The organism is Rhizobium sp. BK251, assembly GCF_004345245.1.
Classification (GTDB): Bacteria; Pseudomonadota; Alphaproteobacteria; order Rhizobiales; family Rhizobiaceae; genus Rhizobium.
Map to the genome: position 1 here is coordinate 48,064 of NZ_SLUQ01000005.1, position 25,454 is coordinate 73,517.

Here is a 25,454-nt window from a genome sequence, read left to right on the forward strand (position 1 = left end):
ACGAAAGGCGCGCAATGAGAACCAACCTTGTTGAAATCACGGGCGGCGTACGCCCACCGCTGGCCCGAAGCGAGGCTGAGCTGCGCTCCCTCGAGGAGACCTACTGCTCGCATGGCGACACGGTCCACTATTCCCCGGAGCCCAAGTTTTTCGAGGAATGCGATGGATCCTATCTCTACGACAAGACGGGCACGCCCTTTCTCGATCTGCAGATGTGGTATTCCGCCGTCAACTTCGGCTATCGCAACGAGCGCCTGAACCAGGCCGCCCATCGCCAGCTTGACCGCCTGCCGCAGGTCGCCTCCCAGTACCTGCATCGTGAGAAAGTCGAGCTCGCGGCCATGATCGCCCAGGATGCCGAGCGCAAGTTCGGGCGCAAGGGCCGCGTCCATTTCAACGTCGGTGGCTCGCAGGCTATCGAGGATTCGCTGAAGCTGGTGCGCAACTATACCGGCGGCAAAAGCCTGATGTTCGCCTTCGAAGGCGGCTATCATGGCCGTACGCTCGGCGCCTCCGCGATTACCTCGAGCTATCGCTATCGCCGCCGCTACGGTCATTTCGGCGAACGGGCGCAGTTCGTCGAGTTTCCCTATCACTTTCGCGGCCCCAAGGGCATGTCGAAGGAAGAATACGGCTACGAATGCGTCCGCAAGTTCGCTCGCCTGTTTGAGAGCGAATATAACGGCGTATGGGATCCGAAAGCCGGCAAGGCCGAATATGCCGCCTTCTACGTCGAGCCGATCCAGGGCACCGGTGGCTACGTCATTCCGCCGATGAACTTCTTCTCCGAGCTGAAAAAGGTGCTGGACGAGCACGGCATCCTGCTCGTCGTCGATGAGATCCAGATGGGCGTCTACCGCACCGGCAAGCTCTGGTCGATCGAGCATTTCGGCGTGCAGCCCGATGTCCTGGTCTTCGGCAAGGCGATCACGAACGGCCTCAATCCTCTGTCCGGCGTATGGGCGAGGGAAGAGATGATCAACCCCGACATCTTCCCACCGGGGTCGACGCACTCGACATTTGCGAGCAATCCAATGGGGACCGCGGTAGCGCTGGAGACCATGAAGATGCTGGAAGAAAAAGACTTTGGCGCAACGGTCATGGCAAAGGGCGCCTATTTCCTTGACGGGCTGAAGCAGCTCCAGAAACGCCATGCCATCATCGGTGACGTCGACGGACTGGGCCTCGCCCTCCGGGCGGAGATCTGCCAGGAGGACGGCTTCACGCCCGACAAGGCGACGATGGACTGGCTCTGCGACGAAGGCATGAAGGGCGATCTTCAGGTCGGAACGCAGATGTACGGCCTGGTGCTGGATGTCGGCGGCTACCACAAGAACGTCATCACGCTCGCGCCAAACCTGCTCATCACCTACGAGGAGATCGACCTGGCGCTGACGTTGCTCGACCAGCTCTTCACCCGCGCCGTCCGGAGGTAGCACGTGCAACTGCTGCTTCTTCATCTCGATGATGCGTTGGAGTTGCAGCCAGATTTCGTGCGCGCCTGCTTGCACGCAGGCGCGCACGAGGTTTCCGACAAGAAGAGCGGCAGGGCGATCCGGCTCTGGAGCAAATGGCGGGCGCTCGACGATCTCGGCCGCACCCTCGACAAAAGCCTGCCATCCGCAGGCAGGGAAGCGCCGCTCTGCTTTCTGGGGTCCGGCGATTTCCATCATGTATCGGCGCTGCTGCTGGCGCGCGCGCTGGAACGGCATCCGGCTCCCACGACGCTGATCCACTTCGACAACCATCCGGATTGGGTGAGGTTCAATGGCGGGATGCATTGCGGATCGTGGATCAACTGCGCACTCGACAACCAGAATGTCCCGAAGGTCATCACCCTCGGCGTCTGCAGCGATGATCTGCGCAATCCGGAACGCAAGGGCGGCAATCTGAAGCTGTTGTCGGAAGGCAAGCTGGAACTCTATCCCTACACCCACCCGCCAAGCCGCGTCGGCGCCGACTATGGCCGCGGCGCCAGCCATCATCAGGATGCGGGTGCCGTGCACTGGAGGTCGATCGCGGACCTCGGCGAGCAGAATTTCATCGACTGGCTTCTCGACAGAATCGAGACCGAGGCCGTCTACATCACGATCGACAAGGACGTTCTCGCGCCCGACGACGCGGTCACAAACTGGGACCAGGGCCGGATGCGCCTTCCCTATGTCCTGAGCCTGATCACCGAGATCGGCAGGCGCTGCCGCATCATCGGCGCCGACGTCATCGGCGATTATTCGGCTCCGCACTATGCCGGCAATCTTTGGACGCAGGTCGCGAAGAAAGCGGAGATCCTCATCGACCAACCGCGCATGCGCCTGAAGCCGGCCGCCGCACGCAATATCAATTCCGCGGCCAACCATGCGCTGCTCGAGGTTCTCTCGGAGATGATGGGATGAGCGGAAGCCTGACGCCCACGATGATCGGCCTGATCCTGTTCTGCGTCTTCGCGGAGACGGCGATGGAGGTCTGCTTCAAGAAGTCTGCCGACGGCGGTTACCTGTCGCTCCTCGTCAAGCCGCTGATATGGCTGGGGATCGTGTTCTGGGCCGTGGAACTGTTGGCCTGGACCATCGTGCTCGAATGGGTCCCGCTTTCGATCGCCTTTCCGCTGATGGCCTCGAGCTATGTGATCGTGGTCTTCGCCGGGGCGGTGATCTTTCGTGAAAAAGTCAACCTGCGCCACGCGGCCGGAGTGTTTCTCGTAGCCGCCGGTGTGGCATGCGTCGGAGTAACCGGATTATGAAGATATTCGCGCACACACGCTGGGATGCAGCACCGGTATTGGCTGCCATAGCGCATCTCGCCTTCGACATTTACCTGATCGTGGGTTTCGAAAGCCGGCCGTTTTGGCTGTCGGCCGCTCTCGGCGCACTCTATGCCATCTCCATTTCGTGGAATATCAACAGCATATCCCACAACTTCATCCACACGCCCTACTTCAAGCCGCGCTGGATGAACTACGCCTTCAGCCTGCTGGAATCGGTCGCGATCGGGTTCTCCCAGACCTACTATCACTGGGTTCATATGCGTCATCACTCCGGCAATAGCGACAGGCCGGACGAGAAGGGCGAAACCATCGATCTGCTGTCGATCTACCGCTACGGCGGAAACGGCGAGCCGGAAAACGTCTGGTCCTACACATTCTTGAGCTTCTTCCGCGACAGCATCGGCGACATTCACAAGGCGATCGCGCGGACACGGCCCTTCGAAGCCAAATGGGGCCGGTTCGAACTCTATTTCTTCCTCGCCCTTGCGCTCGCTGCACTGGTCTACGATTGGAAGGCGCTGCTGTTTTACGTGCCCTTCTACTATCTGGGCAACTGCCTGTCGTCGCTCAACGGCTACTACGAGCACCTCCACGGCGATCCGGACGAGCCGATCGCCTGGGGGGTCAGCAGCCACAAGCCGTTCTACAACTGGCTCTGGTTCGGCAACGGCTATCACGCCGAGCATCACTACCGTCCACGCACCCACTGGACCAAGCTCCGCACCCTGCATGAGCAGATTCACGAGGAGCAGGAGAAGGCCGGCGTGCATGTGATCAGCACCTGCCACGCGCTCGGCTTCATCGCCAAGGAGAACCTTGCCTTCGACGGCAGCCGGACGGAGACCTCACATGACGCCTGATGAGATGAGCTTCTTTCTCGAGGGCACCAATGGCAGGGGCGTCCTCCTGGTCCATGGCCTCACGGGCGCACCGGCGGAGATGCGGCTGGTTGCCCGCCACCTCCATCGCCGGGGATACAGCGTCTACGCGCCGCTGCTTGCCGGCCACGGCGCCGATGTCGACACTTTCCGGCGGTCGCACTGGCAGGATTGGCTGGAGAGCGTACAGGAAGGGACTGAATTGCTCAGGTCGCGGACGGATGCTGTCTTCGCAGCAGGGATCTGCGTCGGTGGCAAGCTCGCCATGCTGGCGGCGGATCGCAGCCCGGAAGAACTGAAGGCCGTCGCCATTTATTCTCCGTGCTTCGGCTATGACGGATGGAACGTGCCGGTCTCCTATCAGCTGCTGTCGCCGCATGTGGGCTGGCTGGCACATGTTCCGTTTCTCGATCGGCTGAACTTTCGCGAAACCTCTTCGCTCGGCATCAAGGACGAGCGTCTGAGACAGAAGATCGGCGCAATGGCGACCGAAGGCGTTCTCGAGAGCTTTCCCGGCACGGGCATCGTCGAGATGCGCAGGCTCGGCAACGCGCTCAAGCACAGGCTGCCGCATCTGCAGACACCTACCCTCATCCTGCATGCCCTCGAAGACGATCTCAGCAATCCCAGGCATGCGCGCTACATCTCCGCAAATATTGGCGGACCGCACGAGCTGCGCTGGATCAAGGATAGCTACCACATGATCCACGTGGACCGACAACACAGACAGGTTGCCGACTTCACGGCCGAATTCTTCGAGGCGCCCCATGCTTCAACTCGTTGCTGACCATCCCGGGACGAGACAGGCCGGGCTGAGCGTCCTTGCCGGCGGCCTCGAAACCCATGTGGCCGACAGTATCCGCAGTATCGGACGCGACGCGTGGAACGCCTGCTTTCCCGATCAGGTCGAGGATTACGACTGCCTGCTCGCCATCGAAGAGGCCGGTATCGCCGGCTTTGAATGGCGGTATGTGACGGTCACCGAGAACGGGCGCATCTGCGCCGCGATGCCGGCATTTCTTTGCCGGTATGCTCTGGACACGACGATGGACGAAGGAATGCCGCGTCGGCTGGTGCGCCGGATCCGAAAGGCTTTTCCCCGGTTCTTCTCCCTGCGGCTTGCCTGCCTCGGTTCGCCCTGCACGGAAACGGGCGCCGTCGGATTCCATCCGGAGGTTCCGGCGACGCGGCGCGCGGCGCTGTTTTCCGAACTGCTTACAGCCTTCGAGCGTCATGCCGAAGCCGAGAGCTGCACGCTGGTCGGTCTGAAGGATATCGACGAACCGACTGCCATCAAACTCGCGGCACCGCTCGAAAAGCATGGCTATGCGGCGGTCGGTGGCCTGCCGACTGCCTGGCTCGACATCGATTTTGACAGCATCGACAGCTATCTGGCACGGTTGTCGCCGGGCACTCGCAAGGACATGCGGCGAAAACTGAAATCCGCGCAGCTTGTCCGCGTCGAGATCCGGTCGGATATCGGCGATTGGCTACCGCGTATCATGGCTCTCTACCATGATACGCGCAATCGCAGCGAGTTGCAGTTCGAAGAGCTCACGCCGGGCTATTTTGCCGGCTTGCTGGAACGCATGCCGGGGCGATCCTTCTGCATGCTCTATTTCGTCGGCGACCGGCTGCTCGCCGCAAATCTCGTTGTCCATAACGGACACACGTTCGTCGACAAGTTCTTCTGCATGGATGGAGAAGCTGGTCGGCCCTACAACCTCTATTTCCTCAGCTGGTTCACGAACCTTGCCTATTGCCTCGATCACGGCATGAACCGCTACCTCAGCGGCCAGGCCCATTACGAGAACAAGGTGCGGCTGGGCAGCAAGCTGACCCCGAACCTGATGTTCTTCCGCCACCGCAACCCGCTCGTTCAAATGCTGTTGCGGCGCGTGTCGGGCTTCTTCTCCGTTGACGAGGCCTCCTCATGAAGATGATGCACATGTCCTGGATTGCGATTCCGGTGCTGAACACGCTGTACCAGGTCTTCCTGAAGTACGGCGCCGTCCGCCTGGAGAGCACGCCCACCGGCTTCGGCTGGCTCGACGCCGCACTTGCCTCGCCATGGATACTGGCCGCGATCCTTACCGAGATACTCGGCTTTTTCATCTGGATGAACATCCTGTCGGAGCTGGATCTCAGCAAGGCCTTCCCGTTGACCGGCGCCGGCTATGTGCTGATCGTCGCCAGTGGCTGGCTTGCCTTCGGCGAGCCTGTCGCTGCCCTGCAGATCATCGGCAGCGGCCTGATCCTGTCGGGCGTCTGGCTGATCGCGGGGGCTGGCGGGGAGGCACAAGAAGACATTTCGAGGACGGCTGGCACCGCGCCGCCAACAAACACCAAAGGGGATACTATGACAGTGCAGCAAGCCGAGAATCGCCGACGCTTCGGCATGTCGATGCTGGTGGACTATGTCCTGAAGCGCGCACTGTCGCGCATCGTGACGCGCGGTTCGCTGGAGGTGGTCACCGCGAGCGGTCGCGTCCTTGCCTTCGGCGACCGGAGCGGCATGCCGGTTCGTGTCCGCTTTACCGACAACCGCGCGCAATGGGCATTTCTGATCGATGCCGATCTGAGGCTCGGCGAGCTCTACATGGATGGTCGTTTCATCGTCGAGCGCGGTTCGCTCTATGATTTCGTGGCCCTGATATTGCGGGAAGCGCAGAACCAGACGCATCCGTTTGTCGCCAGGCTCATCGACGATATCAGGACGCGGTCGCGCATCTTTCGCCAACGGAACCTGCCTGGTCGCTCGAAGCGCAACGTGGCGCATCATTACGATCTCGACGGCGGGCTCTACGGATTGTTCCTCGATGCGGACCGGCAATATTCCTGCGCCTATTTTGAGTACCCGGGCCAGAGCCTGGAGGATGCCCAGCGGGCAAAGAAGAAGCATCTCGCCGCCAAGCTGCTCATCGAGCCGGGCAACAAGATTCTCGACATCGGGTGTGGATGGGGCGGTCTCGCGCGTCATCTCGCCCAGCATGCACCGGGCGGAAATGTTCTCGGCGTCACCCTGTCGGAGGAGCAGTTCGACTATGCGTCGAAGCGCCGGCCGAGCGTCGCTGGTCTGAACGCGGCGGAGGTTGGCTTCGCCTTGAAGGACTACCGGAGCCTTGAGGGCCGTTTCGACAGGATCGTCTCGGTGGGCATGTTCGAACATGTCGGCCGCTCGTCCTATCGCGAGTTCTTCCGCAAATGCGCAAGCCTGCTGGACGAGGACGGCGTCATGGTGCTTCACACCATCGGATGCTCCGCGACCCCGGGTTTCACCACGCCCTGGCTCGACAAGTACATCTTTCCCGGTGGCTATATCCCGTCGCTCTCCGAAATCGTCCCCGAGATCGAGGCGGCCGGCCTCGTCATCACCGATGTCGAGATATTGCGGCTGCATTACGCCTGGACGCTTGCCAGCTGGCGAGAACGTTTCATGGCGCGCCGGGCCGAGGCGGCCGCCCTCTATGACGAGCGATTCTGCCTGATGTGGGAGTATTATCTATCGACGGCCGAAGCCGCTTTCCGCTACGAGGATCTTGTGGTGTTCCAGATCCAGATCAGCAAGCGCAACGACATCGTGCCGGTGACGCGCGACTATCTCGTCGACGGCACAAGCGACGTCAGAAGCCGATCTGGAACGACCGGTTGAGGGTAAAGCCGACTATATTCTGGTTCTTGCTGCCGATCTGGCTCGTAATCGGGCTGTCGGCGGCGTCGCTCACCAGACGGTCGTATCGGTTATAGACCTGCACGCTCCATTGCGGGTTGATCGTGTAGGTCGCAGCGACTGTCACGCCAACGGACTTCACACCGCCACCGGCATCGAATTCAGGGAAGCGGCTTTTGGTGGCCTCGTTCGCCGATACGCCAAAGTTCTGGCTCATGAAGGTCGAATTGCCGAGCGTCAGGCGCGGGCCGACGGAAACCACAAGGCCGTCCGTGATCGGCTGGAACCAGTCGGCAGCCAGGTCAGCGACAAGGCCGCCACCGTTCCAAAGGGCCTGGCGGGCTTCGGCCCGCAACCGAAGCCTGTCTTCGATCGGCCAGTATTGGACGAATATGCCGGCGTCCAGGCTCCAGTCAATTCTGTTCAGCCCTTCAAGGCGCCAGTCGTCAAAGCTCGACCGGCCACTCCGGATGCCCCAGACGGGGCCGAGCTCGATGCCCTTGTAGGTAAAGACGGTGAGGTCGAAATTGTCGTCCGGCACATCCTGTTCGGCTGGTTCGCCGAGGCGGCGAATGTCGAAGTTGGGCAACCCGCTTACGGAGTAGTGCTTCGAGCCCTCATAGTCGGGGCTGTATTCGACGCTGCCACCGAGCGTGATGATCCACTGGCTGGGCTGCCGCGGTTGCGTCGCCGGTGCGGTCGTCGTGGCTTCCTGTGCCTGCACTTGCGTGGCGCCTGCAAGCAGCATGGCCATCAGGCCCGCCATCATGTGCGGCGAAAACGCGAAATCCAACAAACGGGAAGCAGCGATTGACCGTCCTGGCAGGCGATACCGAATGTGCATGCATTCTCCGTTTCAGCGGAACTATGACAAATCAAGCGTGCCGAATATGTCTGCCGAGTCATTCGAGGTCAACTCAAGCGCCGGCACTCGCTGCAATCTGGGTTAAATTCAGGCGCCACCTGTTGCATCAAAGGGGCACTTTTCAGGAAAAGGGCTGCATTTGTCGGGTTCTAGACGTCCCGCGGCATGCCCGCAGGCCTCAAATGCTTCCTGAGTGCAGCGATTCGGAAGATCGCGTTCGGCGCGCCGTAGCCGCGGTAACCACGGCGCTCGACGATCTCGAAGAAGAAGCCTTCGCCATAGGTGGGGCTGTAGAGCTGGAAATATTCACCATGGTCGTCGCGGTCGTAGAGGATGTTGCTCGCCTTGAGTCGCTCGGCGAAGTCCGCATCGAGCCCGAAGCGCGCCTCGAGGTCGTCGTAGTAGTTCGGTGATATCGTCAGCGAGACGAAGCCGTTTGCGGCGAGCGCCTTGGCGGTCGCGAAGATGTCGTCCGTCTTGAAGGCGAGGTGCTGGATGCCGGAACCGAAGGTCTCGGCGATGAAATGGCCGGCGAGCGTATTGCGGTTCTCCGCTCCGTTCATGGTGACGCGCAGCGATCCTTCTTCGTTCTCCACCACCTGGCTGCGCACGACACCCGAGGGATCGATGATGTCGACCATCGGCGTTTTGCGGGTGTCGAGGATCGAGGTGTAGAAGAGGAGCCACGTCAACAGCTCCTCGTATTTCATCGTCTGCGCCATATGGTCGATCGAGAGCAGGCCTGCGTCCGCCAGGTTTTGCCCGTCCTCGATCGGCTCGAATTCAATCTCCCAGATGCGTCCGAGATCGGTCTTGCGGTCGAGGAAATAGAGGAGCCCGCCACCGACGCCGCGCACCGCCGGCATCTCGATCTCACCGACGTCGAGCGGCTGCTGAAACCGTTCCGCGCCGAGCGCGATCGCCCGGTCGAGCGCGGCCTTTGCGTCATCGACCATCAGGCCGGCGGCATAGGCCGTCGTCCCATGCACGACGTAAGATGCATTGGCGAAGCCGCGCTGGTCCGTATTGATGACCAGATTGATATCACCCTGGCGGAAGAGGGTGACGTTCTTGGTCCGGTGCTTGGCCGTCTTTCGAAAACCAAGCGTTGCCAGCAGCACCTCGAGCTCCGGTGAGTCGTCCTTGTCGGCCGTGAACTCGATGAAGGCGATGCCTTCGACCGCCGCCCGCGGCGGCATGACAGGTACCGGCAGGCGACTTTCCGGCTCTCGCCTTTTCACCTGGTCGCCGAGATAAATGAGCGAGCGACGGCCATCGACCGCAATGGCGTTCGGCGAGCCGCCACGGAACTGATCGTTGAAGATCTCGAGCGAGAGGTAACCGTCATAGCCGGTGGCGGCGACTGCCTGCATGAAATCCAGCACCGGCAGGTCGCCTTCGCCTGGCATGTTGCGGAAATGCCGGCTCCAGTAGAGCAGGTCCATGTCGATGACGGGGGCGTCGGCAAGCTGGATGATGAAGATCTTCTCCTTGGGAATGGAGCGGATCGAGTTGACGTCGATCTTGCGCGAGAGCGTGTGAAAGCTGTCGAGTATGACGCCGATATTCGGATGGTTGGCGCGCCGGACGATCTCCCATGCATCGCGGTGGTCGTTGATGTGCCGGCCCCAGGCGAGCGCTTCGTAGCCGACGCGCAGCCCCCGCTTGGCTGCCCGCTCGCCGAGTTCGGAAAAGTCGGCGGCTGCGCGGTCGATACCGCCAAGCGCTGCAGGCGAGACATTCGAGCAGACGAGTACGAGATCGGTGCCCATCTCCTGCATCAGGTCGAATTTGCGCTCGGCTCGGTCGAACGTGCGGCTTCGCATCGGCTCCGGCATGCCTTCGAAATCGCGGAAGGGCTGGAACAGCGTGATCTCCATGCCGAGGTCGCGCACCATTTTTCCGACCTGGCGCGGGCTTTCGTCGAAGATCAGGAAATCGTTCTCGAAGATTTCCACGCCGTCGAAGCCGGCTTGGGCGATGGCTTCCAGCTTGTCGCGCAGGTCGCCGCTCAGCGATACCGTGGCTATGGACGTCTTCATGGGCCGCTCCTCATCGCTTCTTGTCGATTGCTAGGTCGTCATGGCCTTGAAATGGGCGAGCATGCGCGCCGGGTCCGGATCCCGGCCCGTGATCAGCCGGAAAGCGCCGACGGCCTGGAAGACCGCCATGCCGCCGCCGTCGAGCGTGCGGCAGCCACGGCTCCGTGCCTGCTTCAGCAATTCGGTTTCCAGCGGGAAGTAGACGATCTCGGCAACCCAGTGCCGGGCGTCCAGGAGTTCTGCAGGCAGGGGCATGCCCGGGTACTTCGCCATCCCGGTCGGCGTCGCGTGGACGAGGCCTGCCGCGTCGGCCATGGCCGATTGCAGGTCGTCGCCCGCGGAAATCGAGGCGGCGGGAAAGAGGGCAGACATCGTCTGTGCGAGGGCGACGGCACGATCGGTCTCGCGATCGAAGACCGTCAGCCGCTTCAATCCAAGGGAGAGGATCGCATAAGCGGTCGCGACGCCGGCGCCGCCGGCCCCGAGCTGGACCGCCGATGAAAGATCGGCCTCCGGCATGCCGCGCCTGAAGCTTTCGGCAAAGCCCCACCAGTCGGTGTTGTGGCCAGTGCGCCTGCCCCCCTTCAGCACGACCGTGTTGACGGCACCAAGTGCGCGCGCCTCGGCTGAAAGTTCATCGAGGCAGGGAATGACGAGCTGCTTGCAGGGATGCGTGATATTGAGACCCGAGAAGCCCTTTTCTTCCGCATTCTTGAGCAGGCGCGGCAGGTCGTCCGGTGAAGCGTTGATCTGGTTGAGATCGATCAGCTCGTAGCTGTAGTCGAGCCCCTGGGCCGCGCCTTCCGTCATGTGCATCGCCGGCGTCAGCGACGCCTGAATACCGGTGCCGATCAGGCCGGCTTTCAGAGGTTTCAGCAGTGTATCGGCCATTTCGTCTGCATCCCGTCGGTTACAAGGGGCAACGGCCCGCCCTCGCGAGCGGGCCGGTCATCGGTTAGTTGCTGCGCACCGCGTCCAGCTGCTGGAAGAGTTCCGTGACCGTCTCCTTGCCGATTTCGGCGCTGAACTTGTCGATCATCGGCTTCACGGCTTCGCGCAGCTTCTGCGTCTCTTCGGGGCTCAGCTCGTCGACCTGCATGCCGGTCCCCTTGATCTCCGCCATTGCCTTGGCGTCCTGCTCGCGCGAGACCTTGCGCTGGTAGTCGCGGGCTTCGGTCGCCGCAGCCTGCAGCACGGCCTTCTCCTCATCGTTGAGGCCGTCCCAGAACTTCTTGCTGATGAGGACGATCTGCGGATTGTACTGGTGACGCGTCACCGTCATGTACTTCTGCACTTCGTAGAACTTGGCATTGACGATGTTGGCGGCCGGGTTTTCCTGGCCGTCGACCGTGCCGGTCTCGAGCGCCGTGTAAAGCTCGGTATAGGGCAGCGGCACGGCGTTGGCGCCGAGGCTGTTGAAAAGCTCGATCGGGATCGGCGACTGGATCGTGCGGATCTTCAAGCCCTTGATGTCATCGAGCTTGGTGACCGCGTGGCGGTTGTTGGTGAGGTTGCGAAAGCCGAGTTCCCAATAGGCAAGGCCCACGAGGCCCGTGTCGGGCAGGAGCTTGATCAGGCTCTCGCCGAATGGGCCGTCCATCACCTTGTCGGCCTCTTCGCCGCTGTTGAAGAGGAACGGCAGGTCGACAGCGCCGAACTGCTTGACGTTGCTCGCGAGAATCCCGGCATTGAGCACGGTCATCTCGACGACGCCGCCCTGCAGGGCGGAAAGGGTCTGCACGTCGCCGCCAAGAACGCCGCCCGGATAGAGCTTGATCTCGATCTTGCCGCCGCTCTTTTCCTTCACGATCTCGGCGAACTTCTCCATCCCCATCACCTGCGGATGGCCCTTGTTGTTGGCAGATGCGAACTTGAGCTGGTGTTCGCGGATCTCGGCGGCTGCGGGACCGCCCGCAAGAAGGGCGATCGGCAGGGCCAGCCCCAATACCAGTTTCGTCAGTTTATTCAGCATGCTTTCCTCCCAGATTGAGACCGCTATCTCCCCGCGGCCACGTTGAAATTTCATCGCCGGCAACGGCATCAGTGCCCGAACCAGGAGACCGGAACAGTCACCAGCGACGGGAATAGGACGAGCAGGATCAGGACGATCAGCTCGGCGATCATGAAGGGCATGACACCCTTCATCAGGTCTTCCATCGACAGCTTCGACACGCCGCAGATGACGTTCAGCACGGTGCCGACCGGCGGCGTGATGAGGCCGATCGAATTGTTGATGATGAAAAGGACGCCGAAATAGACCGGGTCGATACCCGCCTGCTTGATGATCGGCATCAGCACGGGCGTCATGACGAGAATGGTGGGCGTCATGTCCATCGCCGTGCCGACGACCACGATGAGCACCATGATGGCGAGAAGCAGCAGCGTCTGATTGTCCATCAGTGGCTCGACGAGGGCCGCCAGATCGCCAGGCACATCGGCGACTGTGATCAGCCAGGCGCTGACGGCAGCGCAGGCGACGAGGAACATGACGACCGAGGTGATCTTTGCCGCCGAGACGAAGACGTGGAAAAGTTTCGAAGGCGGCAGTTCGCGATAGATGACCATCGACACGAAGAGCGAATAGACCGCGGCAACGACGCCCGCCTCCGTCGGCGTGAACACGCCGAACTTCAGGCCGACGATGATGATCACCGGCAGGAGGAGTGCCCAGATGCTGTCGACGAAGGCCTTCAGCCGGACCGCGCCGCTCTGGCGGGGCGGCAGCACGAACTGTTCCTTCCGGGCGACGATCAGCCAGGTGATGCACAGCGCCGCGCCGATCAGCAGTCCCGGGACGATGCCGGCAAGGAACAGCTTGGTGATCGAGACGCCGCCGATGACGCCGTAGAGGATGAATCCGATCGAAGGCGGTATGATCGGGCCGATGATGGACGCCGAAGCCAGCAGGCCGCCGGCGCGAGCAGGGTCATGGCCGGACTTGATCATCATCGGAAAGAGCAGGGCGCCGAGTGCCGCTGCATCCGCGACGGCCGAGCCGGACAGGCTGGAAAGGACACAGGCCGCGAAGATGGCGACGAAGCCGAGGCCGCCGCGCACATGGCCGACCATGGCCATGGCGAGATCGACGATGCGCTTCGACAGCCCGCCGGTGTTCATCACTTCGCCGGCGAGCAGGAAGAAGGGCACGGCCATCAGCGGAAAGCTGTCGGCGCCGTTCAGGACGTTCTGTGCCACGATCTGCGCGTCGAACGTGCCGAGGAATGCCATCAGGGCAACACCGGTGATGATGAGCGCGAAGGCGATCGGCACGCCGAGTGCCATGGGGCCGAGGAGTGCGCCGAGGAAAATTGAAATGGTCATCTCGATCTCCCTCAGTGCTTCGTGGCAAGGCCGGAAAGGGGCGGCTCGAGTCTTTCGTCGAGTGCGGCCTGTTCCTCGCTGTCGCGGACGAACTCGGCCGTCGTCACGTCGATACGGCCGGTCGCGATCGCGAAGGCATCCCAGAGCAGGATGAGGAAGGCGGGGATCCCGAAGGCAAGGCCGGCACCGTAGAAGAAGGCCATTGAGATGCCGGTGGCCGGTGCCGTCACATGCCAATTGATCAGCGTTTGCGTCCAGCTGCCGCTGATCATCAGCCAGGTGGCGAGGAGCATCAGCACGTGGCCGAGCAATACGGCGATCCTGGCTCCGGTCGGTGGCAGACGGCGCAGCACGGAATCGACGCCGAGGTGGCTGTGCTCGCGCATGGCGACGACCGCCCCAAGGAAGGTCAGCCAGATGAAGAAGATGCGCGACAGTTCTTCCGAAGAGGTGATGCCTTCGTTGAAGGCGTAGCGCAGCACGACATTGCCGAAGACGAGCACGACCATACCCGCCAGAAGCAGTGCGATCGCGACCTTGAGGACAAGGAAGTAGAAATCGATTATGCGGGTCATTCGCTCCTCCCAAAGCGTGGCTGCCGACTGGCAGCCGTGACCTTGCATCAGACACTCGGCACATCGTCTGGCAAGCGGTAAACCACCGCCGAACTCCTCATCCGCAATGGTGCTTTCAAAAATGTACGAACTAGTTAGTATGTCAAGTGTTAATCTGTTGTAAGATGCGTCGGACGTGGAATATGACTGGGAGGCGCGGCTATGCAGGCGGTTGACAATGCCGCCTGTCGCCATAGCTTGGACGTCTAAAATCAAGAGCTTAAAGTGTACCGTGGCGGGAGAGATGGCGGAACGCGGCGAAAACGGCAGGAAGAACGATCCGCAGCAGACGCGCGAGGATATCCTGCTCGTCGCGACGGAAGAGTTCGCAACGCACGGCCTCGCGGGCGGGCGTGTCGACGCCATCGCCGAGAAGACGCGCACCTCGAAACGAATGATCTACTATTATTTCGGCAGCAAGGAGGGGCTCTACCTTGCCGTCCTTGAGCAGTCCTACCGCAAGATCCGCTCTCTGGAAGCCGACCTGCATCTTGCCGATCTGCAGCCGGAGGAGGCGCTGCGCACGCTGATCGCGACCACCTTCGACCACGACGAGGCAAACCCTGATTTCGTCCGCCTCGTCAGCATCGAGAACATCCACCACGCTGCTCACATGTTGCGATCCGAGGCGATCCGCGACCTCAATGTCTCGGTCATCGAGACGATTGCCGGCATCCTGGAGCGCGGTTTCGAGGAGGGCGTCTTCCGGCGCAAGGCAGATCCGATCGACATCCATATGCTGATCAGCGCCTTCTGCTTCTTCCGCGTCTCGAACCGCTATACCTTCGGAACGATCTTCCGGCGCGATCTCTCCGATCCCGGGACGATGGGGCGGCACCGCGGCATGATCGCGGATGCGGTGATCAGTTACCTGAAGAACTAAGCCTTCGACCCGGGGCCGTTGTACTCGAGGCGCGGCGCTGAAAAACGCGAGCGAACTTTGGCGGTCGAGTGTCTGATCCGTACATGGCCGTGACGCCGCCGCCCGCCTGAATAAGGAGACTGGTCTCGCTCATTCGCCCTGACCCCGCCGGCGTTCTCGGCTCCAGACCGCCCACTCATGAATTTTACCCATAACCTCATGCGGATTATCCTCTCTAATCGAAATGATCCCCGCGCCGTATCTTCCTGCCATCACGATGTCTGACCGCAGGGACCCTGAGCAGGCTCAGGTGCATAAAAACGGATGCTTGGAGCGACCACGATAGACGAGACGCGCGAAGCGGAAGCCGGCGAAGCTCTGGCAGACTGCGGATTTTCGAAGAATGCGAACGAGGCGGCAGTGGCCGCGCCCGCGCAGGGCGTCGCAAGGAACGGCGCCGCGCAACACGGGTGGCGCGTTCTTTCTGTCTTGAGCGCGCTGATGGGGTTCGCGTCGATCTCGACCGACCTTTACCTTCCGGCCATGCCGGTGATGGGGCAGGAACTCGGCGCAGAGGCAGGCTCGATCGAACTCACGGTGTCGGGATTCCTCGTCGGCTTCAGTCTGGGGCAATTGATCTGGGGGCCGGTCGGTGACCGCTACGGCCGTCGTCTGCCGATCGCCATTGGTCTTGTCCTCTTCATCATCGGATCGGCAGGCTGCGCCATGTCGGGGAGTGCCGAGGCGATGGTCGGCTGGCGCATCGTGCAGGCGGTCGGCGCCTGTGCCGGCGTCGTGCTGTCGCGGGCGATGGTGCGCGACCTCTATGCGGGCAATCGTGCGGCGCAGATGCTATCGACACTGATGACGGTAATGGCGATCGCGCCTCTGCTTGGCCCGATCGTCGGTGGCCAGATCCTGGCCTTTGCCGGATGGCGGGCGATCTTCTGGACATTGGTGGTCATCGGCCTGCTGACCCTTGCCGCACTTTTCAGCTTGCCCGAGACGCTGCCTGCCGAACGGAGGAATCCGGAGCCTCTCGGCCGCTCGCTGGTCGGCTACCGCAAGCTCCTCTCTCATCGGCGCCTGCTCGGCTATGCTGGTGCCGGCGGCTTCTTCTATGCGGGGATCTTTGCCTATATCGCGGGCACGCCGTCTGCCTACATCACCTATCATCATGTGCCCGCCGGGCTCTATGGCCTGCTTTTCGCAGTCGGCATCGTCGGCATCATGATGACGAACGTCGTCAATTCCCGCCTGGTGATGCGTTTCGGAAGCGAGCGACTATTGTCGTATGGCACATCAGGCGCTGCCTTGTCGGGCATCATTCTCGCCGGCGCTGCCTGGACGGACTGGGGCGGGCTTTGGGGTCTGGCTGTGCCGCTTTTTCTCTTCGTCTCGTGGTCCGGCCTGATCGTCGCCAATTCCATCGCCGGCGCACTTGCCGACTTTCCGGAACGCGCCGGTGCGGTGTCCGCGCTCGTGGGAGCGATGCATTATGGAAGCGGCATATTCGGCTCGGCGCTCGTCGGCGCCTTCGCCGACGGCACGCCATGGCCGATGGCCTGCGTCATCGCGATCGCCGGCCTTGGAAGTTTTCTTTGTGCCAGACTGGTCCCGGCCGCATCGCGATAGATCGGCACTATCACCTCGACATCGGCAACAGCGCGTGCATCGCCTCTTCCGCGGCCCGCACCCCGCTTTGATAAGCGCCATGCGCCGTCGAGAAGTCGCTTCGGTGCGTTGCCTCGCCTGCGAAGAACAGTCGATCGTCGAAGGGTCGCGCCAGAGCAATGCGCGCATCGGCCTGGCCCGGAAGGGCATGGCTGTAGCCGCCGCCAATCGATGGCACGCGTCGCCACTCGGAGGCGGCAAGCGGGCGAAGATATTCACGCACCGATGAGCCGAAGAGCGCGGCGAGCTGATCGACCGCCCGCGCAAATGCGGCGTCCTTGCCGTCGGCCACGGCGGATCGGGCGCCCGCGCCACCCAGGAAACATTCGATCAGCGGCGATCCCAGCGGCCGGATATAGTAGGTGCCCGTCTCGGGATCGTGGGGATTGCCAAAGACGTGGCTTTCGGGGACGAAGGGGCTGTCGCCGACGATCTCGAGGAAGATCTTTTCGTTGGCGCCAAGGGGCAGGCGGGCCGCGGCGTCGCGCCACGGCTCCAGCGCCGACGGCCACGCAATCGTGTCGCCCGAAAGCACATTGGTCGATACCGTCAAAATCACGGCGCGAGGCTGAAGCGGGCCACGCGAGGTCTGGAGCTCGATGCCGGTGCCGCCAAGCGCGAGGGATCTGAGCGGCGTGTCGAGATGAACTTCGACATTGCCCGGAAGGCTCGACGCGATCAGCGTTCCATAGCCGGCCGGCACGCGCCAGTTGGTTGCGGTAGAGGCGGCGTCGTAGGCGACATAGTCCTTGGCCGAGATGCGCTCCAGCTCGTCTCCGCTGATGAAGCCGCTCAGGGCCTGCAGATAGGGGGTCCACGAGCCGTTCGGCTCCAACGCGTCCGAAGCGCGATCGCTCGCGGGCGGATTCGTGGCGAGCCGTTCGCTCCATTCGGCAAAGGCTTGGTGGGCGGCGTCCTGTTCCTCCCTTGAAAAGCCGAGCTCGCGGAACTGCCGCGACCAGGCGCTGGGTCTCCGCTCGACTGCAAATCCCGATTCCTCGGCAATGCGTGTCCACGGGTTGCGATCCGCCGAGTGAAGCCAGGCGCAGCCGAGGTCGACGGTGCCCACCGGTGTCTTGAAGGTCCATGCGCGGCCGCCGATACGCGGCAGGGATTCGATCATCAGGATCGACAGGCCGCTTCCGGCGAGACGCCGTGCAGCGCCGATGCCGGCAGCACCCGCGCCAATGATAACGATGTCTGGTTCTGGGGTCATTCTGGGAACACGGAACTGATGCGGTCAGGCATCATGCGCAGTCCCGGGACGCCGCGCAAGCGAGGCAAGCCTGCACAGGCGATCAAATCGTCGCATGGCAGACCGCAACCCCGTTGTCGCGGCAAGCTCTCGATGGCCTCGATCAAGCACCGGATGAGCGGCGCACGACGAGGCTGCAGGGAAGCCTCGTGATCCCGCCGGGGATGTCTTCCCCCTTCGAAAGGCCGAGTATCGCCAGGCCGGCGCGTCTGCCGAGCTCCTTGAGTTCCATGTCGATGGTGGTGAGCGGCGGGCGGGTCTGTTTCGCGATCACTTCCCAGTTGTCGAAACCGACGACGGCGACATCGTCCGGCACGGCGATGTTCAAGTCGCGGAGCCGGTCGATGACGCCGCGGGCGATTTCGTCATTGCCGCAGAAGATGGCATCGGGCCCCTCGCCGGCACGGGAAAAGACCGTGTCGACCGCCTCATGGCCCCATTCCTCGGTCCAGTCGCCGTAGAGCACCTCCGCGCCTCCACCGCAGCTCTCCCGATAGGCGGCCGCCCTGATGCGCACTGCGAGATAGTCTTCCGGGCCGGTGATATGCAGGATCCGCGAGCGGCCAAGTTCTTTCAGGTGATCGACAGCGAGGCGCGCGCCCTGCGCGTCGTCCGGAAAGAAGCTGATGTTGTCGGCCGGGCCCTCCGCAAAGACATAGACGACGGGGATCGGCAGCTTGGAAAGCTCGACCGGTGGCTTCAGGTCCAGGCGGGTCGCGGTGAAGATGATGCCGTCGACCTGCCGGTCCATGAGCGCCTCGATGTGCAGGCGCGCCAGGCGCGGGTCGTTGTTGGTTGCGCAGAGAAAGACGGAAAGCCCGTGGTCGACGAGCGCCTCCGAAACGCCGGCAGCCATCGGCAGGGTCAGCCTGCCATAGGTGTCGTTCGTCAGCATGCCGATTGCATGGCTGCGCTTGGTCAACAGTCCGCGGGCAAGCGCGTTGGGGCGAAAGCCAATCTCCTCTGCCACACGTTTTACGCGATCTCGCGTTTCGGCATTCGTGCGCCCCGTTCCGTTCAGCGCGTTCGAGGCCGTCGAAATGCTGACGCCGGCCGCCTTGGCCACGTCGTGAATCGTCCGCCTGCGGGTGTCCTTCTCTACCAAAATTGCTTGCCTCTTCCGATCGTGCTAAAACCTTTTAGCAGAAAAAATCGTGATGTTAAAAGGTTTTATCAGATTCCTTCGAAAATGCTGCGCACATAGTGTCGACAACTAAAAAATTGTCGACTAACGTTTCTGTCACGCCACCGGGAGGTTGTTGGCGGCAAAGAAAAGGGGAACGTTCATGATCAATTTAAAGTTGACGCTTGCTGCGGTCACGCTTCTGGCCAGCACGACGCTTGCCAATGCCGAAGAAGTCACGCTTTGGGTCCGCACTTCGTCCGGTGCCGTGCTCCAGGGTCTGGCCGACAAGTACAACGCATCGCATTCCGACAAGGTCAACGTGACCCAGATCACCGCTGAGCAGATGGTGCCGAAGCTCGGTGCTGCGCTTGCCGGTGGTGCGGCGCCGGATGGCGCAGTCCTCGACCTCATCTATCTTCCAACCTTCGCCGCGGCTGATGGCCTCGAGGATATCACCGATTTCGTCAAGGGCCTGCCCTATTCCTCGGCCCTCAGCCCCTCCCATATCCGCCTCGCCACCTATGACGGCAAGATTTATGGCGTGCCGGCGCTGCCCGACGCATCGATCATCGCCTACAATACCGACCTCTTCACCAAGGCCGGCCTCGACCCCAACAAGGCGCCTGCCTCGATCGAAGAGATTGCCGCCGATGCCAAGAAGATCGCCGCGCTCGGCAACGAGACCTACGGCTTCTACTTCGTGGCGAACTCCGGCAGCTGGCTGATCTACGACTTCCTGCCTCATCTCTGGGCCGCCGATGCCGATGTCCTCAGCGATGATGGCCGCACGGCAACCGTCGACACGCCGGCGCTCCGGGAAACCCTCTCCGCTTATCGCGACATGTGGAAGGGCGGCGCTATCCACCCGACGTCGCGCTCGGGCAACGGCAACAATGCGGTTGAGGCCTTCGCCTCCGGCAAGGTCGGCATCCTGATGACCGGTTCCTACATCGTGAACCTGCTCACCAGCAAATATCCGGACGTCAAGTTCAATGTCGCGCCGATCCCCGGCCCGAAGGGCGGTGAATCGAGCTTTGCCGGCGGCGATACGCTGTCCCTCATCAAGGGCATCAGCGAGGAGAAGAAGAAGGTCGCGCTCGACTTCGTCGACTTCTACATGCAGCCCGAACAGCAGGTCTATATCACGCAGGAATCGGGCATGCCCTCGCGCACCGACCTTGCCAAGGAAGCCTATGCAAAGTTCGATCCGCGCAACCTCGTCGCCTACGACATCCTGGCAAAGGCGCGCACGCCCTATACCTTCTCGTCGGATGAGCTTTTCGTCAGCCGCACCGGCCCCTTCCTCAATCTGATCCAGGGCACGATCTTCGGCGACGATGTCGACGGAACCATCGCCAAGACGCAGGAGGATTTCACCCGCATTCTCGAGCGGACGAATCCGAACTGAGCCTCGGCCGTGAATGCAACGGGGCGCGGCGAGCGCGCCCCGTTGCCACCGGATATGTCGACAAACAAGCATCAAGGGGAGCGGTGCCGTGAATTTCTCGGTGCGTCGCAGCCAGGCGACTGCAATCTCCGGCGGAGAGCCTGAGCCGAAAGGATGGCTCGGCCTCGCATTCATCCTGCCGGGCTTCCTGTTCATCGTCGTGCTCTTCCTCGTGCCACTCGTGATGACGGTCTGGATGAGCTTCTATAACTGGCCGCTTCTCGGCCGTACCAAGTTCGTCGGGCTTGCCAATTACGCAGAGCTCGTCAACGACACCCAGCTTTGGCATTCGCTGGGATTCACGATGCTGTACACCGTGCTGGTTACGGCGGCGATTTTCCTTGTAGCCTTTCCGCTGGCATTGCTGGTCGACCGGCCGCTGCGCATCGCGGGTTTCTTCCGCACCATCTATTTCATGCCGGTCGTCATCGGCTTCGGCGCGGCATCGACGCTCTGGATGTGGCTTCTCAATCCGGACAGCGGCGTCTTCGCGCAGATCCTGCGCGGCAGCGGGTTGATCGACAGCGCACCGCGGCCGCTCGAAAGCTTCTGGCCGGCGCTCGCCGTCGTCATCCTGATGGTCGTCTGGAAGACGGCGGGCTTCACCATGATCATCCTGCTCACCGGCCTGCAGAGCATTTCGAACGATGTCATCGAGGCGGCCAAGATCGATGGCGCCAATGTCTGGAGCCGCTTCCGGCGGATCACGCTGCCGCTGATGCGCAATTCGGTAGTGCTGGCGCTGGTGCTGAACGTTACCTCGTCCATGCTTGCCTTCGACCAGTTCTTCATCATCACCCAAGGTGGCCCGTCGAACAGTACGATCTCGGCGGTGTTCTCGATCTATCTCGCCTCGTTTTCGTCTTACCGCCTGGGCTATGGCTCGGCGATCTCCTTTGCGCTGCTTGTCGTGCTGGTGGCGATTAGCACCATCCAGTTCGTCTTCCTGCGCCAGCGTCCGGAGGAGGGCTGATGGACCGCTTGAACTATAATCTTGCACCCAAGCCGATGAGCGAGCGGCTCGGCTTTCTCGCCTTTGTGCTGACGGCGCTCGTCTTTGCCGTCTTCTTCGTGATGCCGATCGTCTGGTCCTTCGCGAATTCCTTCAAGCCGGCCGCGGCTGCGCTCGCCAATCCGGCCGCCTTGTTCTCCAAGACCTTCTCGCTGGAAAACTACCGCCGCCTCGAGCATGTCGGCGCCGGCTGGTATGTCTACGCCGGCAATTCGGTGCTGATTGCAGTCGGAACCGTGCTGTTGACGGTGCTGGTTTCGGTGCCCGCGGGATACGGCTTCTCGAAGTTCCGTTTTCCCGGCCAGTCGCTCCTCTTCGTGCTGATCATGGCGACGATGATGATCCCGTTTCAGTCGATCCTCACGCCGCTCTTCCTGATCCTGAAGGTGTTCCGGCTGCAGAACAATCTCTTCGGGCTGGTGCTGATCTATGTGACCTTTCAGCTCCCCTTCTCTGTCTTCATGATGCGCAATGCCTTCGATGCGGTGCCCAAGGCGTTGATCGAGGCGGCGAGAATCGATGGGGCATCGCAGGCGACGATCCTGCGGCGGATCATGCTGCCGATCGCGCTGCCGGGCGTCGCGACGGTCGCCATGTTCGCCTTCCTGAATTCCTGGAACGAATTCCTGGCGGCGCTGATCTTTCTCTCCGACCAGAACAAGTTCACCCTGCCGATCATGCTCGTTAATGTCTCCTCGGGCATCTACGGCATCATCGATTGGGGCGCGCTGCAGGCCGGCATTGCCGTGACCATGGTCCCCTGCATCCTGCTCTTCCTTCTCTTGCAACGATACTACGTGCGCGGCTTGACGGCCGGTGCGGTGAAATAGCAGCGGCCAGCCCGCTCAAGGAGTTCTCATGTCCACCTCTCCCCGTATTCAACCGGCCCGGCCGGCAGGACCGCAGCGATATGTGCCCGCCGATCACTCCCGCGTCACGTTCGACGGCGGCTTCTGGCAGAGCTGGACCGAAACGGTCCGTACCGTGACCATTCCCACCCAGCACAAGCGGCTGGAGGAGGAGGGCTTCCTGGAAGTGCTCGATTTCGACAAGCCGGCCGGCCCGCTGGCACGGCCGATCCAGCCGAGCGGGCTCTCGATGCAGCATTTCTTCGATTCCGATTTCGGCAAGTGGATCGAGGCGGCAAGCTACACCCTCAAGACCCATCCCGATGCCGCGCTCGAGGCGCAGATCGACGAGATTGTCGCCAAGCTCGAAAAGGGCCAGATGGCAGACGGCTATCTCAACAGCTGGTTCATCCGCCGCGAACCGGAGAAGCGTTGGACCAACCTGCGCGACCTGCACGAGATGTATTCGATGGGCCACCTGCTCGAAGGCGCGGTCGCATACTTCGAAGCGACCGGCAAGCGCCGGTTCCTCGATGTGATGATCCGTGCGGTCGACCACATCATCGATACCTTCGGTCGCGAGCCGGGCAAGCTTCGCGGCTACGACGCGCATGAGGAAATCGAACTTGCGCTCGTCAAGCTCTACCGCGTAACGCGCGATCCACGGCACCTCAAGCTTGCGACCTATTTCGTCGATGAGCGCGGCCAGATGCCTTCCTACTACGACGAGGAAGCGAAGAAGCGTGGCGAAAATCCCGCCGACTACGTCTTCACGACCTATGCCTACAGCCAGGCGCACATGCCGGTGCGCGAGCAGACGCAGGTCGTCGGCCATGCCGTGCGCGCCATGTATCTCTTTTCGGCAATGGCGGACCTTGCGCATGAGAATGACGATCCGACACTGAAGGAAGCCTGCGACCGCCTGTTCGACAACCTGACCGGCCGGCAGCTCTACGTGACCGGCGGCCTCGGTCCTTCGGCGTCGAATGAAGGCTTTACGCGCGAGTTCGACCTGCCCAACGAGACTGCCTATGCCGAGACCTGCGCTGCCGTCGCGCTCGGCTTCTGGACGCACCGCATGGCGCAGATCGATCTCGACGCCAAGTTCACCGACAAGCTGGAAACCGTGCTCTTCAACGGCGCACTCTCCGGTATCTCGCGTGACGGCGAGCATTATTTCTACGAGAATGTCCTTGAGAGCCATGGGCAGCATCGCCGGTGGAAATGGCACTACTGCCCCTGCTGCCCGACGAATATCGCGCGCTTCATCACCTCGCTCGGTCAGTATTTCTACTCGACCAGGGAGAACGAGCTCGCGGTCCATCTCTATGGCACCAACTCGGCCGAACTTTCGCTTGGCAACCGTTTCGTCCGCCTGAGGCAGGAGACGAACTATCCCTGGGATGGTGACATCCGGCTGCAGCTTGCCGTCGACCGGCCGAGCCGGTTCACGCTTCGGCTGCGCATTCCCGGCTGGTGCCGCAATGCCGAACTGTCGGTCAACGGCGCGCCCGTCGATCTCGAGCGTTCCATGACCAGCGGTTATGCCGCAATCGAGCGCGAGTGGCAGAATGGCGACGAGGTGCGTCTCGCCCTCGCGATGCCGGTCGATCGGATCTATGCGCATCCAGCCGTCTCCGAAGACGGCGGCCGCGTTGCGCTGAAGCGCGGCCCGGTCGTCTACTGCGTCGAGGAAACCGACCTTGGCGGGGAACCGCAGCGGCTGCGCCTGCCGGCCTCGGCCGAGCTCTCTCCGCGCTATGATGCCAACCTACTCGGCGGTGCGACCGTGCTCGAAGGGACTGCGCTCGAAGCCGGCACCGAAGGCTGGGAGAACGTGCTTTATCGCACCGCGCCGCCCTCTCTGAGAGAGCGGCCGTTCAAGGCGATCCCCTATCATCTCTGGGCCAATCGCGAAGCCGGTGCGATGGCGGTCTGGTTGCACGAAGCCTAGGAGAAAACGATGGCACGATTGGAATTGAAGAGCGTCGTCAAGTCCTACGGCATCTATGAGGCCGTGCGCGGCATCAGCCTCGAGATCGAGGACAACGAATTCGTCGTCTTCGTCGGCCCTTCCGGATGCGGAAAGTCGACGACCCTGCGCATGATCGCCGGCCTCGAGCACATCACTGCCGGCGAGATCATCATCGGCGACCAGGTCGTCAATCGCCTCGGTCCCGGCAAGCGCGACATCGCCATGGTCTTCCAGAACTATGCGCTTTATCCGCATATGTCGGTCAGGGAGAACATCTCCTTCTGCCTCGAGCAGCAGAACCTGCCGAAAAGCGAGATCGAGGCACGCATTACCAAGGCAGCGGAGACGCTGCATATCAGCGAACTGCTTGGCCGCCGCCCCGGCCAGCTTTCAGGCGGCCAGCGCCAGCGCGTCGCGATGGGGCGCGCAATCGTGCGCAATCCGAAGGTCTTCCTCTTCGACGAGCCGCTCTCGAACCTCGATGCCAAGCTGCGCGTGCAGATGCGCAGCGAGATCAAGCGGCTGCACCAGCTGCTGCCGACGACGACTGTTTATGTCACCCATGACCAGGTCGAGGCGATGACGATGGCGGATCGCGTCGTGGTGATGAATGGTGGCGTCATCGAGCAGGCCGGTCCCCCGCAGGAGCTATACCATCGTCCGGTCAGCCAGTTCGTTGCAGGTTTCATCGGCTCGCCGGCGATGAACTTTCTCTCTGCCACCCTGGTGTTCGGGGAGAAGGGCCTGGTTGTGCGCTTGACGGATGGCAGCGAGCTGCCCGTCCCCGAGGCGCGTGCGGTTGACTATGCGCGCCACGCCGGCAAGTCCGTCACCTTCGGCATCCGGCCGGAATCGATCAGCGATCGTCAGCAGCGACAGGGTTATGCCGACATCGAGGCGAAGATCGATCTCGTCGAGCCGCTCGGCCCGGAGACCATGGTCTACTTCAGCGTGGGCGACACGAACCTCTGCGCTTGCATCGATCCCGAAAGTGGCCCCAGGCCAATGTCGACCATGCCGCTCTCGTTCAACATGAACCAGATGCATCTCTTCGACCCGGTAACTGGCCACTCGCTGGCACTGGTCTGAGTCCCGCCGGCA

At 62.1% G+C, this 25,454-nt stretch carries 21 protein-coding genes and 1 pseudogene; 14 read left to right on the forward strand and 8 right to left on the reverse strand.

From position 1 onward, the window contains the following. The first annotated feature begins 14 nt into the window (after positions 1-14). From EV286_RS13030 to EV286_RS32485, 7 genes and pseudogenes are all read left to right on the forward strand, one after another. Positions 15-1,436, forward strand: coding sequence for an aminotransferase class III-fold pyridoxal phosphate-dependent enzyme (locus EV286_RS13030; RefSeq protein ID WP_132957571.1), 1,422 nt, complete (start codon positions 15-17; stop codon positions 1,434-1,436). 3 nt (positions 1,437-1,439) lie between these two features. After that, on the forward strand, positions 1,440-2,393 hold the full coding sequence (locus tag EV286_RS13035) for an arginase (protein ID WP_132957572.1): 954 nt from the start codon (positions 1,440-1,442) through the stop codon (positions 2,391-2,393). Beyond that, entirely contained in the window at positions 2,390-2,740 is a 351-nt protein-coding gene (locus EV286_RS13040) for an EamA family transporter (protein WP_132957573.1), read from the forward strand. Before EV286_RS13035 ends, EV286_RS13040 begins: the two co-directional genes overlap by 4 nt. Then, a complete protein-coding gene (locus tag EV286_RS13045; protein ID WP_132957574.1) occupies positions 2,737-3,624 on the forward strand; it encodes a fatty acid desaturase in 888 nt (295 codons plus the stop codon). Before EV286_RS13040 ends, EV286_RS13045 begins: the two co-directional genes overlap by 4 nt. Beyond that, complete coding sequence (locus tag EV286_RS13050; protein WP_132957575.1) at positions 3,614-4,429, forward strand: alpha/beta fold hydrolase; 816 nt, start codon at positions 3,614-3,616, stop codon at positions 4,427-4,429. Before EV286_RS13045 ends, EV286_RS13050 begins: the two co-directional genes overlap by 11 nt. After that, a complete protein-coding gene (locus EV286_RS13055; protein WP_132957576.1) occupies positions 4,410-5,579 on the forward strand; it encodes a GNAT family N-acetyltransferase in 1,170 nt (389 codons plus the stop codon). The genes EV286_RS13050 and EV286_RS13055 overlap by 20 nt, the downstream gene beginning before the upstream one ends. 422 nt (positions 5,580-6,001) lie before the next feature. Further along, positions 6,002-7,319: pseudogene (locus tag EV286_RS32485) on the forward strand (cyclopropane-fatty-acyl-phospholipid synthase family protein); the annotation flags it as partial. Here the strand turns inward: EV286_RS32485 and EV286_RS32490 are convergent. From EV286_RS32490 to EV286_RS13090, 6 genes are all read right to left on the reverse strand, one after another. Next, on the reverse strand, positions 7,266-8,066 hold the full coding sequence (locus EV286_RS32490) for a MipA/OmpV family protein (RefSeq protein WP_245500715.1): 801 nt from the start codon (positions 8,064-8,066) through the stop codon (positions 7,266-7,268). The pseudogene EV286_RS32485 and the gene EV286_RS32490 sit on opposite strands and share 54 nt — an antisense overlap. A 260-nt stretch (positions 8,067-8,326) precedes the next feature. Beyond that, positions 8,327-10,219 carry a sugar phosphate isomerase/epimerase and 4-hydroxyphenylpyruvate domain-containing protein gene (locus EV286_RS13070; protein ID WP_132957578.1) on the reverse strand — a complete coding sequence of 631 codons (1,893 nt, stop codon included), beginning with the start codon at positions 10,217-10,219 and terminating at the stop codon, positions 8,327-8,329. 30 nt (positions 10,220-10,249) lie between these two features. Further along, positions 10,250-11,110 carry a shikimate dehydrogenase gene (locus EV286_RS13075; RefSeq protein ID WP_132957579.1) on the reverse strand — a complete coding sequence of 287 codons (861 nt, stop codon included), beginning with the start codon at positions 11,108-11,110 and terminating at the stop codon, positions 10,250-10,252. A gap of 64 nt (positions 11,111-11,174) precedes the next feature. Then, positions 11,175-12,191, reverse strand: coding sequence for a TRAP transporter substrate-binding protein (locus EV286_RS13080; RefSeq protein WP_132957580.1), 1,017 nt, complete (start codon positions 12,189-12,191; stop codon positions 11,175-11,177). Between the two features lie 68 nt (positions 12,192-12,259). Then, on the reverse strand, positions 12,260-13,540 hold the full coding sequence (locus tag EV286_RS13085) for a TRAP transporter large permease subunit (RefSeq protein WP_132957581.1): 1,281 nt from the start codon (positions 13,538-13,540) through the stop codon (positions 12,260-12,262). 11 nt (positions 13,541-13,551) lie between these two features. Then, positions 13,552-14,115: a TRAP transporter small permease gene (locus EV286_RS13090; RefSeq protein ID WP_132957582.1), complete on the reverse strand. Its 564-nt coding sequence runs from the start codon at positions 14,113-14,115 to the stop codon at positions 13,552-13,554. 283 nt (positions 14,116-14,398) lie between these two features. On the opposite strand from EV286_RS13090, the gene EV286_RS13095 reads away from it, so the two are divergent. Together EV286_RS13095 and EV286_RS13100 are read left to right on the forward strand one after the other, a co-directional pair. Further along, positions 14,399-15,037 carry a TetR/AcrR family transcriptional regulator gene (locus EV286_RS13095; protein ID WP_132957583.1) on the forward strand — a complete coding sequence of 213 codons (639 nt, stop codon included), beginning with the start codon at positions 14,399-14,401 and terminating at the stop codon, positions 15,035-15,037. Positions 15,038-15,340: 303 nt separating this feature from the next. After that, positions 15,341-16,651, forward strand: a complete 1,311-nt coding sequence (locus tag EV286_RS13100) for a multidrug effflux MFS transporter (RefSeq protein WP_132957584.1) — start codon at positions 15,341-15,343, stop codon at positions 16,649-16,651. Positions 16,652-16,661: 10 nt separating this feature from the next. On the opposite strand, the gene EV286_RS13105 is transcribed toward EV286_RS13100, so the two are convergent. Together EV286_RS13105 and EV286_RS13110 are read right to left on the reverse strand one after the other, a co-directional pair. After that, positions 16,662-17,906: an NAD(P)/FAD-dependent oxidoreductase gene (locus tag EV286_RS13105; protein WP_132957585.1), complete on the reverse strand. Its 1,245-nt coding sequence runs from the start codon at positions 17,904-17,906 to the stop codon at positions 16,662-16,664. 142 nt (positions 17,907-18,048) lie between these two features. After that, complete coding sequence (locus tag EV286_RS13110) at positions 18,049-19,050, reverse strand: LacI family DNA-binding transcriptional regulator (RefSeq protein ID WP_132957586.1); 1,002 nt, start codon at positions 19,048-19,050, stop codon at positions 18,049-18,051. 181 nt (positions 19,051-19,231) lie between these two features. On the opposite strand from EV286_RS13110, the gene EV286_RS13115 reads away from it, so the two are divergent. The 5 genes from EV286_RS13115 (at position 19,232) to ugpC (ending at position 25,442) form a co-directional block, all read left to right on the forward strand. Then, positions 19,232-20,479, forward strand: coding sequence for a sugar ABC transporter substrate-binding protein (locus EV286_RS13115; protein WP_132957587.1), 1,248 nt, complete (start codon positions 19,232-19,234; stop codon positions 20,477-20,479). 88 nt (positions 20,480-20,567) lie between these two features. Next, a complete protein-coding gene (locus EV286_RS13120) occupies positions 20,568-21,491 on the forward strand; it encodes a sugar ABC transporter permease (RefSeq protein ID WP_132957588.1) in 924 nt (307 codons plus the stop codon). Continuing rightward, positions 21,491-22,360 (forward strand): carbohydrate ABC transporter permease, encoded by an 870-nt coding sequence (locus EV286_RS13125; RefSeq protein ID WP_132957589.1) that lies wholly within the window; start codon positions 21,491-21,493, stop codon positions 22,358-22,360. Before EV286_RS13120 ends, EV286_RS13125 begins: the two co-directional genes overlap by 1 nt. 28 nt (positions 22,361-22,388) lie before the next feature. Continuing rightward, entirely contained in the window at positions 22,389-24,332 is a 1,944-nt protein-coding gene (locus EV286_RS13130; protein ID WP_132957590.1) for a beta-L-arabinofuranosidase domain-containing protein, read from the forward strand. Between the two features lie 9 nt (positions 24,333-24,341). Continuing rightward, complete coding sequence (ugpC, locus tag EV286_RS13135; protein ID WP_132957591.1) at positions 24,342-25,442, forward strand: sn-glycerol-3-phosphate ABC transporter ATP-binding protein UgpC; 1,101 nt, start codon at positions 24,342-24,344, stop codon at positions 25,440-25,442. Positions 25,443-25,454: the final 12 nt, after the last annotated feature.

Coding starts and splice junctions, on each gene's coding strand:
- EV286_RS13030 (WP_132957571.1), top strand. CDS start 15: ATGAGAACCAACCTTGTTGAAATCACGGGCGGCGTACGCCCACCGCTG.
- EV286_RS13040 (WP_132957573.1), top strand. CDS start 2,390: ATGAGCGGAAGCCTGACGCCCACGATGATCGGCCTGATCCTGTTCTGC.
- EV286_RS13045 (WP_132957574.1), top strand. CDS start 2,737: ATGAAGATATTCGCGCACACACGCTGGGATGCAGCACCGGTATTGGCT.
- EV286_RS13050 (WP_132957575.1), top strand. CDS start 3,614: ATGACGCCTGATGAGATGAGCTTCTTTCTCGAGGGCACCAATGGCAGG.
- EV286_RS13055 (WP_132957576.1), top strand. CDS start 4,410: ATGCTTCAACTCGTTGCTGACCATCCCGGGACGAGACAGGCCGGGCTG.
- EV286_RS32490 (WP_245500715.1), bottom strand. CDS start 8,066: ATGGCCATGCTGCTTGCAGGCGCCACGCAAGTGCAGGCACAGGAAGCC.
- EV286_RS13070 (WP_132957578.1), bottom strand. CDS start 10,219: ATGAAGACGTCCATAGCCACGGTATCGCTGAGCGGCGACCTGCGCGAC.
- EV286_RS13075 (WP_132957579.1), bottom strand. CDS start 11,110: ATGGCCGATACACTGCTGAAACCTCTGAAAGCCGGCCTGATCGGCACC.
- EV286_RS13080 (WP_132957580.1), bottom strand. CDS start 12,191: ATGCTGAATAAACTGACGAAACTGGTATTGGGGCTGGCCCTGCCGATC.
- EV286_RS13085 (WP_132957581.1), bottom strand. CDS start 13,540: ATGACCATTTCAATTTTCCTCGGCGCACTCCTCGGCCCCATGGCACTC.
- EV286_RS13090 (WP_132957582.1), bottom strand. CDS start 14,115: ATGACCCGCATAATCGATTTCTACTTCCTTGTCCTCAAGGTCGCGATC.
- EV286_RS13095 (WP_132957583.1), top strand. CDS start 14,399: ATGGCGGAACGCGGCGAAAACGGCAGGAAGAACGATCCGCAGCAGACG.
- EV286_RS13100 (WP_132957584.1), top strand. CDS start 15,341: ATGCTTGGAGCGACCACGATAGACGAGACGCGCGAAGCGGAAGCCGGC.
- EV286_RS13105 (WP_132957585.1), bottom strand. CDS start 17,906: ATGACCCCAGAACCAGACATCGTTATCATTGGCGCGGGTGCTGCCGGC.
- EV286_RS13115 (WP_132957587.1), top strand. CDS start 19,232: ATGATCAATTTAAAGTTGACGCTTGCTGCGGTCACGCTTCTGGCCAGC.
- EV286_RS13125 (WP_132957589.1), top strand. CDS start 21,491: ATGGACCGCTTGAACTATAATCTTGCACCCAAGCCGATGAGCGAGCGG.
- EV286_RS13130 (WP_132957590.1), top strand. CDS start 22,389: ATGTCCACCTCTCCCCGTATTCAACCGGCCCGGCCGGCAGGACCGCAG.
- ugpC (WP_132957591.1), top strand. CDS start 24,342: ATGGCACGATTGGAATTGAAGAGCGTCGTCAAGTCCTACGGCATCTAT.